Raw genomic sequence first — 10,666 nt, forward strand, 5'->3', positions numbered from 1 at the left:
TAAAAAGCGCATCAAGCGCATTGGGAGATTGCAACATGAGCAGGAGAAGGATTGGCCTGGCCCTCGCGGCCGCGTCTTTCGCATGGGGACTCGCAGCAAGCGTGGCGCATGCTACCGACATCTCGTTCTGGACGTGGCGCCAGGAAGACAAGGCCGCCTACAACGAACTTTTCGCCGATTTCACCAAGGCCAACCCGGACATCCATGTGAAGTTCGAGTCCTTCCCGGACGAGAACTATCCGACGATCGTGTCGACGGCGCTGGCGGCCGGCAAGGGCGGTGACGTCATCCACACCCACGCTTATGGTTGGCTGGAGCAGTTCGTGAAGGCCGGCTATTTCGAGCCGCAGGACATGACCACCGTGCCCTCGCTCGCCAACCAGCCCGCCGATGCACTGGTGGCCGGCACCTACCGCGCCGACAAGAAGGTCTATTCCCTGCCTTTCGCCTCGCAGACGCTTGGTCTGTTCATCAACAAGGATGTCTTCGCCAAGGCCGGGCTGACCCCTCCGACTACATGGGATGAGTTCATCACCGTCAGCAAGGCGTTCAAGGAAAAGGGCATCTATCCCTTGGCCAACGGCATGGGCACAAGCTGGTTCAACGAGATGTTCGTGGCCATCTTCACCAACCCCTTCCTCGGCCAGGACTTTGTCACCGACCTGACTTCGGGCAAGACTACCTTCAAGGACCCGCGCTATGTGGCCGCACTCGGCAAGCTGCTCGAGCTGCGCGACTACATGCCTCCCGGTTTTGAAGGCATAGACTATGAAACCGCGGGCCAGCTGTTCATCAGCGGCAAGGCGGCGATGCTGGCCGGCGGCAGCTTTGATATCGCCACCTACAGGACCCAGAACCCGGCGATCAACATGGACTTCGTTGCGCCGCCAATGGCCAAGGCCGGCGACACGCCACAAGTGACGAAATTCTTCGACGGCGGTTATGCCGTCAACGCCAAGTCGGCCAACAAGGAGGCCGCGCTCAAGCTGGTCAACTGGATGGGCACCAAGGAGTTCGGCGACAAGTTCTCGGCCTTGCTCGGCAACATCTCGCCCATCAAAGGCGTCGTCATCAAGGATGAACTGCTTGCCCACGTCGCCAAGTTGAACGAAACGGCCATGCCGCATATCAATGTCGTCTACTTCCGTTTCGAGAAGCCGACGGGATCGGAGCTGCTGCAGGGCGACATCACCAAGATGATGTCGGGTTCGATCACCCCGGACCAGTTGGCCGCCGACCTGACCAACGGGCTCGCCAAGTGGTACAAGCCTTTCCAGGGCAAGTGAAATGAACAACGGCCGGCGCCACACTGCAAAAGCCTTCCCGTGGCGCCGGTCACTCTGGATCGCATCACTGCTGACGCCGGCCCTGGTGGTCATGGTGCTGTTCGTGCTCTGGCCCCTGCTGTCGGCCTTCCGCCTTGCCTTCTATGAGTTCAACGGCTTGCAGCCCACCGGCTTCGTCGGCTTCGAGAACTTCCGCAAGGTGTTGTTCGAGACGCCGTACAGCGACTGGACCTACAATGCGCTGAAGCACAACATCATCGCCTTCGTGGCGCTGATGGTATTCGAGAATGGCACCGCGTTCCTGCTCGCCTACGCATTGTTGAAGGCGTTGCCCGGCCATCGCATCCATCAGGTTATCGTCTTTCTTCCTGTCGTGCTGTCGGCGGTCATCGTCGGCTTCCTGTGGAAACTGTTCCTGCATCCGCTGTTCGGGCTGGTGAACCAGACGCTGGCGCTTGTCGGCATCGGCGCCATCCCGTGGCTTGGCAATGAATCGACCGCGTTGGGCAGCATCCTGTTCACCAACATCTGGCACTGGCTCGGCTTCCCGACATTGGTCCTGCTGGCCGGCATGCAGCGCGTCGGCAAGGAAGTGATCGAGGCCGCTCGTCTCGACGGCGCCGGCGACTATGTGCTGATGACCCGGATCATCTGGCCGTTGATTGCGCCGAGCGTCACCATCGTCACCATCCTGACCTTCATCGGCAGCTTCAACTGGTTCGAAATCCCCTATGTCATGGCTGGCCTTACCGGCTCACCCGGCGGCGCCACCGATGTACTCGGCCTCTATTTCTACCGCACCGCCTTCGGCAGTACGACGACGGGCATCCAGGATTTCGGCCAGGGCAGCGCACTGGCCGTGATGATGTTCATCATCGTTGCCGGCGTCACCGCAATCGCGCTTCGCTACCTGCGCCGTCGCGAGATCGAACTGTGAGCGCAGCAGCCGGCAGCCGGGACCGCGGCGAATTGTTGAAGAACGGCGCCATCCAGCTGATGCTGGCGCTCAATGCCGTCATCATGATCTATCCGCTGTTCGTCATGGTGATCTCGTCCTTCAAGACCAATGCGGAGATATTCAGTTCGCCCTTCGCCATGCCGTCGAGCTTTTCGCTGACCAATGCCGAACGTGTGTGGACCGAGACCAACTTCGTCCGCTACCTCGCCAATTCGGTCGGCATCACCACGGCAGCGGTAGCTCTGATCCTCTTGTTCAGCACCATGGCCGCCTACGCGATCGCCCGCTACCAGTTCAGGCTGAGCGCGCTGGTGCTGATGTTTTTCCTGAGCGGCATGACCGTGCCGTTGAAACTGGCAATCATCCCGCTGTTCATCCAGCTGGATACGCTGGGACTGGTCGACAGCTATGCCGGCCTGGTGCTGGTCTATGTCGCCATGGGCATTCCTTCTGCGGTGTTCATCATGACCGGCTTCCTCAGAACCTTGCCGCGCGAACTTGAAGAATCGGCGCGCATGGACGGCGCCAGCGAATTTCGCATCATGCGCTCGATCATGCTGCCGCTGGCGCGCCCGGCTCTGGTCATCGTCGCGATCCAGAACGCGGTTCCAATCTGGAACGATTTCTTCTTCCCGCTGGTGCTGATTACGTCGGACGATCTCAAGACGCTGCCGCAGGGCCTCACCGTCTTCGTCGGCGAGTTCACCACCGACTGGGGCGTGCTGTTCACCGGACTGACGCTGGCGGCCCTGCCCATCACCTTGCTCTACATCGTGCTGTCGAAGCAGTTCATCTCGGGCATCACCCAAGGCGCGGTTAAATAGGGCGCGGTCAAATAGACGAGGATCCTTTCACGTGGCCAACCAGAACAAGATCATCATCACCTGCGCCGTTACCGGCTCGATCCACACGCCATCGATGTCGCCGCACCTGCCGGTAAGCGCCGAGCAGATCGCACAGGCCGCGATCGAAGCCGCCGAGGCAGGTGCAGCCATCGTCCATCTGCACGCGCGCAATCCAGCCGATGGCCGTCCCGACCAGTCGACCGAGGCCTTTGCGCCCTTCTTGCAAGTGATCAAGCAGCGCTCGGACTGCGTGATCAACATCACCACCGGCGGTGCCGCGACGATGAGCGTCGAGGAACGGGTCAAGCCGGCGGCGACCTTTGCGCCGGAAGTCGCCTCGCTCAACATGGGCTCGATGAATTTCGGCCTCTATCCCATGCTGGAGCGCTTCAAGACCTTCGAGCACGAATGGGAGCGGCCATATCTCGAAGGGTCGCGCGATCGCATCTTCCGCAACACCTTTGGCGACATCGAGTACATCCTGCGCACCTGCGCGGAAAACGGCACGCGTTTTGAAATCGAGTGCTACGACATCGGCCATCTCTACACGCTTGCCCATTTCGTCGAGCGCGGCCTGGTCAAGGCGCCGTTCTTCGTCCAGAGCGTGTTCGGCATCCTCGGCGGCATCGGCACTCATCCGGAGGATGTCGCACATATGAAACGCACCGCCGACCGCCTGTTCGGCAATGACTACCACTGGTCGGTGCTGGGCGCCGGGCGCAGTCAGTTGCCCATCGCCACCCAGGCGATTGCGCTGGGCGGCAATGTGCGGGTCGGGCTGGAGGATTCACTATGGATCGGCAAGGGCCAGCTGGCGAAATCCAGCGCCGAGCAGGTGCGCAAGGTGCGCCAGATCATCGAGGGGCTCGGCGCCTCTGTGGCCACCCCCGACGAGGCGCGGCAGATCCTGCAACTCAAGGGCGGCGACAAGGTTTCTTTCTGAGACGATTTTCTTTTCCCGAGGCCAGATCTTTCCCAAGGATGACACGATGAGCGCGCTTTCCATCACCGATGTCGAGAAGGCCTATGGCAAGGCGAAGGTCATCCACGGCGTGTCGGTGGACATTGCTTCGGGCGAATTCGTCACCCTCGTCGGCCCTTCTGGTTGCGGCAAGTCGACCTTGCTGAGGATGATCGCCGGGCTGGAAGACATCAGCACCGGCGAGATCGCGCTCGAAGGCAAGGTCATCAACGACATCGCGCCGAAATCGCGCGACATCGCCATGGTGTTCCAGAACTATGCGCTCTACCCGCATATGACCGTGCGCGAAAACATGGCTTTCGCGTTGACGCTGAAGAAGGAAAACAAGCTCGAAATCGACGACAAGATTGCGCGCGCCGCGACAATCCTGGGACTGCAGGATCTGCTTGAGCGTTATCCGCGCCAGCTTTCCGGTGGCCAGCGCCAGCGTGTCGCCATGGGCCGCGCCATCGTGCGCGAGCCGAAGGTCTTCCTGTTCGACGAGCCGCTCTCCAACCTCGACGCCAAGCTGCGTGTGCAGATGCGCGCCGAAATCAAGGCGCTGCACCAGCGCCTGGGAACCACCATCGTCTATGTCACTCACGACCAGGTCGAAGCCATGACCATGGCCGACAAGATCGTCGTCATGAATGGCGGTATCGTCGAACAGGTCGGCGCCCCGCTCGACCTCTACGACCGGCCGGCCAACCTGTTCGTGGCCCAGTTCATCGGCTCGCCGGCGATGAACATCCTGCAAGGGCGCAGCACCGCCGACGGCTTCACCACCGGAGACGGCATCGTGTTCCCGCTGCCTGTGCGGGAACAGACTGAAAGCGCCATCGCCTGGGGCGTCCGGCCCGAACATCTCAGGCTTTCCGACAGCGGGGTGCCGGCAGTGGTCGAAGTGGTCGAGCCGACCGGCTCGGAAACCCTTGTCATTGCCAAAGCCGGCAACAACACGCTGAGCGCGCTGCTGCGCGAGCGGATCCGCGTGATGCCGGGTCAGCAGGTTTTCCTGGCCCCGGACCTAACACAGCTCCATCTGTTCAACGCCGAGGGTCGGCGCATCACGTCCGCGATCCAATAGATCGCGGCGGCAAGATAGCCACCGATGAGAAAAGGCAGGCGCCGGCGCCTGCCCTTTTTGTCCTAGCCGATCAGATGCCTCAGAATGCCCGCCGAGGCGACCCCGATCAGCACGGTCGGCAGCATGGAGAACCGTGTTGCGGCGACAAAAGTGATGGCCAGCGCCAGAAGGTCAGCCGGGTTCCTCGACACGAAGGCCGGTGCGATCACCGAGATCAGCACGCAGCCGGGCGCCGCCTCCATCACCGCCGTGGCACGGACGCTGAGCGTGCGGTTGCGCAGCACGAGATAGCCGCCGATCCGGGTCAGATAGGTGACGCCGGCCATCAGCACGATCGTGAAAAGGGTCGTCGCGTCGATCATGCTTCCCTCCAGAAGAACCAGGCCGAGACCAGCCCCGACGACGCACCCGCCGCGACATACCAGGCGCCGGGAACCATGAGATAGGTCAGCGCCGCGACGACCAGGCTGACCAGCCAGGGCCGCGCGGCGGCTACGCCCTTCCACATGCCGCGCATCAACACCAGGAAGACGGCCGGGAACGCCATGTCGAAACCATAGGTCTCGACATTGCCCAACATCGGGCCGAGCAAGGCACCCAGCGTGGTGAAGGCCACCCAGGTGAGATACATCGCTAGCGCCGCACCCATATAGTAGCGCGGGCTGAAGGCTGGCGTGATACCAGCCGCGGCGCGCTGCCTGGCGTCGGCAAGCCCGAGCGCCCAGCTCTCGTCGCATAGGAAGAACAGCGCCGGAAACATCTTGCGCCGCGGCAGGTGACGCAGGAACGGCGCCAATGCAGCCCCCATCAGCAGGTGCCGGCTGTTGACCAGGAAGGTGATGGCGACGATGAGCAGGATGTGTGGCGGCGACGTCCACAGCTGGATCGCCGCGAATTCCGAGCCGCCGGCAAAATTCAGCCCTGTCATTGCCGACAGTTCGACGACGCTCAAGCCTTTCTGGGTGGCCTGGGCGCCGAGCACCAGCGCATAGGGGATGGTGCCGAACAACACCGGCGCGCATGACGCCACGCCACGGCGGAACTCGGACGTCGAACCATCGCCTGCCGCCTCGACTGCCTGTGAAATGCTCATGTTTTGCCATCGGTCGGCCTCGCGGCCGCCGCTTCCAATAGCGTTTGAAATCAGTGATGTCGGCGGCAAATATACCGATACCGTCCAGCAATTTGGTTGCGAAGATTGTTGTATTTCATCTATCTTTGGCATTGAGTGCCGCAAATCACCAAAGAAATGGAATCTGTAGCCATGAAGCTCGATGAGATCGACAAACGCATCCTGCGGGCACTGCAACGCGACGGCCGCATGGCCAACAATGATCTGGCCAACGAGGTCGGGCTGTCGCCATCGCCTTGCCTGCGGCGCGTGAAGCTGCTGGAGGAGGCCGGCGTCATCGACCGCTACGTCGCCGTGCTCAACCCAGCCAGCATCGGCAAGGGCCTGACCTTCTTCACCCGCATCTGGCTGAAGCAGCAGGACGAGGACACGATCGAGCATTTCGCCACCGAAGTGGCCAAGCTGCCGCAGGTGATGGAATGCTATCTGATGCTCGGCGATTGCGATGCTCTGGTGCGCGTGGTGGCGGCCGGCATCGACGACTACCGCCGCTTCCAGTCGGAGCATCTGAGCCGCATCAAGGGTGTGCAGAACGTCAAGACCGACGTCCCCAGCCAAACGATCAAATACACGTCCGAACTGCCGTTCTGACGCATGTCGCTCGAAGCAGTTTTGGGACAACGACATACGTCCAAAAAACCACGTCGCCCAAAAGTATGAAGCGGTTTTGGGATAGTGAAAGCTGCCCGTAGAAGTGGCCCGTGGCGACGGGAAAACGGCGCGATCTCAGACTGGATAAAAAATGCAACCGGAATTGTAGGATCGGGCTCAGAGACAGCGTCCTTCGGCTGCAGGCAGCGCGTAGCGCTGCCCTCTGGCATGGGAGAAAGAATATGAACCTTTCCTATCGTTGGGTCATCGTCGCGGCTGGCGCGCTGATGTCCTGTGTCGCCATCGGCACGATGTTTTCGCTGGCGATTTTCCTCGAGCCGATGGCGATCGACACCGGCTGGTCGCGCGCCGGCATCTCGAGCGCCATGACGCTCAACTTCCTGGTGATGGGTCTTGGCGGCTTCGCCTGGGGCGCCCTGTCCGACCGTTTTGGCGCCCGCATCGTCGTGACGATCGGCGCGGTGCTGCTCGGGCTGGCGCTGGTGCTGGCCAGCCGCGCCGGCTCGCTGCTTACCTTCCAGATCACCTATGGCGTGCTGGTCGGCCTCGCGGCCAGCGCCTTCTTCGCGCCGATGATCGCTCTGACATCAGGCTGGTTCGACACCAACCGCAGCCTTGCGGTGTCGCTGGTCTCGGCCGGCATGGGCGTGGCACCGATGACGATCTCGCCCTTCGCTCGCTGGCTGATCTCGGCCTATGAATGGCGCACCGCCATGTTCGACATCGGCATCACCGCATGGGTGCTGCTGTTGCCGGCCGTGCTGCTGGTCCGCCAGCCGCCGAAGCGAGCCGTGGCCGATTTCGATTCCGCACGGGTTGCCGAAGGCGCCGGCCTGACGGCCGGCCAGGCGCTGCGCTCACCGCAATTCATCGTGCTCGGGCTGACCTTCTTTGCCTGCTGTGCTGCCCATTCCGGGCCGATCTTCCATATGGTCAGCTATGCCATGCTGTGCGGCGTGGCGCCCATGGCGGCGGTCTCGATCTACAGCGTCGAGGGCCTCGCTGGGCTTGGCGGGCGGCTTCTCTACGGCGTGCTTGCCGATCGGCTCGGCGTCAAGCCGGTGCTGATCGCGGGCCTGGCCATCCAGGCAATCGTCATTGCCGCCTATCTCAGCATCAGCCAGCTCGAGCAGTTCTACATGCTGGCCGTCATCTTCGGCGCCACCTATGGCGGCGTGATGCCGCTCTATGCGGTGCTGGCGCGCGAGTATTTCGGCCAGCGCATCCTGGGCACCGTGTTCGGGGCCGCAACCATGCTGTCCAGCCTCGGCATGGCGCTCGGTCCGCTGGCCGGCGGCATGGTGTTCGATGCCTACGCCAACTATTCCTGGCTGTTCATCGGCTCGGCCATCATCGGCCTTGGCGCGGTCGGCATCGCGATCGCCTTCCCGCCGCTGCCGCGCCGTGAGTTGCAGACGGCGTGATCTTGGGAGTCTAGCCGAAATGGGCTTGCAGCACGGCTCGAAATTTTTGCATCGTCTTTTCGGTTGTCTGCGCATCTGCAGCCGCAAAACCCATGACAAGCCCGTTTTGTTCCGAGCCGTGACGGTACTGGATCGATAGAGCCGAGACGTTGATCCCCTGTTGGAGCAACGCCTCGGCAATCGCCGCGTCGTTACATCTATCGCGGAAAATGCCGACAACCTGGATGCCGGATTCGGTTGAATGGAAAACCAGCCATTCTCCGAGATGCCTTTGAGCGCTCTCCAGGAAGAACTGCCGCCTGTCCGCATAGAGGCGTCGCATGCGCCTGAGATGACGGGTAAAGTGCCCCTCGTTCATGAAGTCCGCCAGTGCTGCCTGGGCAAGCAATGGGGCGAACTGGCCGGTCACGCTCAGCGCCGAGACGATTGTGTGGTCTATCGCCTTGGGCGCCACCAGAAAGCCGAGGCGCATGGCCGGAAACAGGATTTTCGCGAAGGTACCGACATAGACCACGCGGTTTGACGCGCCAATGCCCTGCAGCGCCGGTATAGGCTGCCCCTGAAAACGGTATTCGCCGTCGTAGTCGTCCTCGATGATCCATGACCGCCAGGTCTCGGCCATGTGCAGGAGATTGAGCCGCTGTTCCATCGGCATGGTTATGCCGAGCGGATGATGGCAGGAGGGCGTCACGAAAATCATGCGCGGAATGACAGGCGGTGGATCGAGGTTCCAGCCTGCATTGCCCACGCGCAGCGGCGCCAGTTTCGCCCCAGCCGAGACGAAAGCCGAACCCGCCCCGTAGTATCCCGGCTCCTCCATCCACACCGTGTCGCCTTCATCGATCAGCAGCCGGGCCAGAAGATCGAACGCCGACTGCGCGCCATTGGTCACGACGATCTGCTCGGCGGTGCACTGAACGCCCCGTGACGCGGTGAGATAGCGAGCGATAGCCTCGCAAAGAGGTGGATAGCCTTTGACGTGATAGGTCCCGAAAAGGTCGATATGCGCAAATTTTGCGCGGCGGCTGAGCAGTTTCGACCAGGTGTTGAACGGAAAATTATCCGGGTCCGGCATGCCGGGATGAAATGCGAGCATGCCGGGTCGGCCGTGATGATAGGGTTGGGCGAGCATGGCCTGCCCGCGCAATGATATCGGATTCTCACCCTCGACCGATACATGCTCCGCCGCGGTCGAACGGGTCGGCAGATCCATGACCACCGAGGGCCGGCGCGGCCTTATCGCCAGATAACCCTCCAGCGCCAGCTGGTCGCAAGCGGCAATCACCGTGTTACGGCCCACCTGCAGATCCCGCGCCATGACCCGCGTCGAGGGCAGCGCATGGCCGCTCGGCAGCACGCGCCGTTCGATTAGACCGCGCAACTGGACGTAGAGCTGCCTGTGCAGGTTGGCGGAACTGCCGCGATCCAGCGCAATGCCGTCGATTGGAAAACTCGTCTTCATCGTGGTTCCGAAAAATCAATACAAACTGGTTCTAACAATGGAACCAAAGCAGTCCTAGGCTCAAGAAAAATGCGTTCAGGTTCAGGTGGGGCTGACCAATGCAGTGCATAAGGGTGGGAGTGATCGGTGCGGGTGGCGTCGCCCAGGTCGAGCACATCCCGAATCTGCTCAAATTGCACCGGCAGTTCAGGATCCTCGGCGTCTATGATCCTTCGCGCAAAACCCGCGCCTTTGTCGGTGAGGAATTCGGCCTCGCTACATTCGCCGATCTCGACGGACTTCTAGCGATGCCGCTTGACGCTGTGGTCATAGCCTCCCCCGATGCCTTGCACTGGGAACAGGCTCTCGCCGCCTTCGCCCGGGGGCTGCACGTCTTCTGCGAAAAGCCGCTTTGCTACAGCGCCGGGGACATCGACGACCTGATCGCCGCCAGGGATCGCGCCGGCAAGGTGCTTCAGGTTGGCTACATGAAGCGTTTCGATCCGAGCTACGAGGCGGCGCTGAAGATGCTGCCGGGCACGGCGCGGACGCTTCGCTACATTTCGGTCGAGGTCAACGATCCCGACGCGTGGCCGTTCGTGCGGCACCATTCCACATGCCGGGGTGACGACGTCGCGGTGGATCYGGTTGCCTCGACCGAAGCCAGGCAGCGCGAGCAGGTGGATCGAGCGGTGCCTGGACTGGATGACCCCGACGCCTTTCGTGGTTTTGTCGGCGCCTATTGTTCAGCGATCGTGCACGACGTGAACGCCGTCCACGGGCTGCTCGATGCGCTCGGCGTCACAGATGGCGACATTGTCGGCGCCTCGCTTTTCGCCAGGGGTGAAGGCGGCCAGGGTGCCGTGCGGCTGCTCGGTGGCCAGGCGCTGTGGAACATGGTGCATCTGGCCGTACCTGGG

General features: G+C 62.0%; 11 protein-coding genes. 8 read left to right on the top strand and 3 right to left on the bottom strand.

Features of this window, described 5'->3' with window-relative positions; translation table 11 throughout:
• Positions 1 to 35: 35 nt before the first annotated feature.
• The 5 genes from AC1D0I_RS26045 to AC1D0I_RS26065 are packed head-to-tail and all read left to right on the top strand — an operon-like array spanning position 36 to position 5,137.
• Positions 36 to 1,286 carry an extracellular solute-binding protein gene (locus tag AC1D0I_RS26045; protein WP_477398702.1) on the top strand — a complete coding sequence of 417 codons (1,251 nt, stop codon included), beginning with the start codon at positions 36 to 38 and terminating at the stop codon, positions 1,284 to 1,286.
• A 1-nt stretch (position 1,287) separates the two neighbouring features.
• Positions 1,288 to 2,223 carry a carbohydrate ABC transporter permease gene (locus tag AC1D0I_RS26050; RefSeq protein WP_477398704.1) on the top strand — a complete coding sequence of 312 codons (936 nt, stop codon included), beginning with the start codon at positions 1,288 to 1,290 and terminating at the stop codon, positions 2,221 to 2,223.
• Positions 2,220 to 3,068 carry a carbohydrate ABC transporter permease gene (locus tag AC1D0I_RS26055; RefSeq protein ID WP_095090991.1) on the top strand — a complete coding sequence of 283 codons (849 nt, stop codon included), beginning with the start codon at positions 2,220 to 2,222 and terminating at the stop codon, positions 3,066 to 3,068. The genes AC1D0I_RS26050 and AC1D0I_RS26055 overlap by 4 nt, the downstream gene beginning before the upstream one ends.
• Before the next feature lie 31 nt (positions 3,069 to 3,099).
• The gene (kce, locus tag AC1D0I_RS26060) at positions 3,100 to 4,032 is read left to right on the top strand and encodes a 3,5-dioxohexanoate:acetyl-CoA acetone transferase (RefSeq protein WP_477398706.1); all 933 of its coding nucleotides are present in this window, start codon (positions 3,100 to 3,102) and stop codon (positions 4,030 to 4,032) included.
• Positions 4,033 to 4,078: 46 nt separating this feature from the next.
• The gene (locus AC1D0I_RS26065) at positions 4,079 to 5,137 is read left to right on the top strand and encodes an ABC transporter ATP-binding protein (RefSeq protein ID WP_477398708.1); all 1,059 of its coding nucleotides are present in this window, start codon (positions 4,079 to 4,081) and stop codon (positions 5,135 to 5,137) included.
• A 62-nt stretch (positions 5,138 to 5,199) separates the two neighbouring features.
• On the opposite strand, the gene AC1D0I_RS26070 is transcribed toward AC1D0I_RS26065, so the two are convergent.
• Positions 5,200 to 5,499: an AzlD family protein gene (locus AC1D0I_RS26070; RefSeq protein ID WP_095090988.1), complete on the bottom strand. Its 300-nt coding sequence runs from the start codon at positions 5,497 to 5,499 to the stop codon at positions 5,200 to 5,202.
• A complete protein-coding gene (locus AC1D0I_RS26075; protein WP_477398710.1) occupies positions 5,496 to 6,230 on the bottom strand; it encodes an AzlC family ABC transporter permease in 735 nt (244 codons plus the stop codon). The genes AC1D0I_RS26070 and AC1D0I_RS26075 overlap by 4 nt, the downstream gene beginning before the upstream one ends.
• A gap of 171 nt (positions 6,231 to 6,401) precedes the next feature.
• On the opposite strand from AC1D0I_RS26075, the gene AC1D0I_RS26080 reads away from it, so the two are divergent.
• Both AC1D0I_RS26080 and AC1D0I_RS26085 read left to right on the top strand, forming a co-directional pair.
• Positions 6,402 to 6,860, top strand: a complete 459-nt coding sequence (locus tag AC1D0I_RS26080) for an Lrp/AsnC family transcriptional regulator (protein WP_477398712.1) — start codon at positions 6,402 to 6,404, stop codon at positions 6,858 to 6,860.
• Positions 6,861 to 7,102: 242 nt separating this feature from the next.
• Entirely contained in the window at positions 7,103 to 8,305 is a 1,203-nt protein-coding gene (locus AC1D0I_RS26085) for an MFS transporter (protein ID WP_477398714.1), read from the top strand.
• Positions 8,306 to 8,315: 10 nt separating this feature from the next.
• Here AC1D0I_RS26085 and mocR read toward each other — a convergent pair whose 3' ends face one another.
• Positions 8,316 to 9,767, bottom strand: a complete 1,452-nt coding sequence (gene mocR / locus AC1D0I_RS26090; protein WP_477398716.1) for a rhizopine catabolism transcriptional regulator MocR — start codon at positions 9,765 to 9,767, stop codon at positions 8,316 to 8,318.
• 98 nt (positions 9,768 to 9,865) lie between these two features.
• Here mocR and AC1D0I_RS26095 point away from each other — a divergent pair.
• Positions 9,866 to 10,666: Gfo/Idh/MocA family protein (locus AC1D0I_RS26095; RefSeq protein ID WP_477398718.1), on the top strand; the 801-nt coding region annotated here is incomplete at its 3' end.

It is taken from the genome of Mesorhizobium sp. P2_D1 (assembly GCF_056404455.1).

Bases quoted from the DNA above. Each gene is read 5' to 3' on its own strand.
- AC1D0I_RS26045 (WP_477398702.1), top strand. From the start codon at position 36: ATGAGCAGGAGAAGGATTGGCCTGGCCCTCGCGGCCGCGTCTTTCGCA.
- AC1D0I_RS26075 (WP_477398710.1), bottom strand. From the start codon at position 6,230: ATGAGCATTTCACAGGCAGTCGAGGCGGCAGGCGATGGTTCGACGTCC.
- AC1D0I_RS26070 (WP_095090988.1), bottom strand. From the start codon at position 5,499: ATGATCGACGCGACGACCCTTTTCACGATCGTGCTGATGGCCGGCGTC.
- AC1D0I_RS26080 (WP_477398712.1), top strand. From the start codon at position 6,402: ATGAAGCTCGATGAGATCGACAAACGCATCCTGCGGGCACTGCAACGC.
- mocR (WP_477398716.1), bottom strand. From the start codon at position 9,767: ATGAAGACGAGTTTTCCAATCGACGGCATTGCGCTGGATCGCGGCAGT.
- AC1D0I_RS26085 (WP_477398714.1), top strand. From the start codon at position 7,103: ATGAACCTTTCCTATCGTTGGGTCATCGTCGCGGCTGGCGCGCTGATG.
- AC1D0I_RS26050 (WP_477398704.1), top strand. From the start codon at position 1,288: ATGAACAACGGCCGGCGCCACACTGCAAAAGCCTTCCCGTGGCGCCGG.
- AC1D0I_RS26065 (WP_477398708.1), top strand. From the start codon at position 4,079: ATGAGCGCGCTTTCCATCACCGATGTCGAGAAGGCCTATGGCAAGGCG.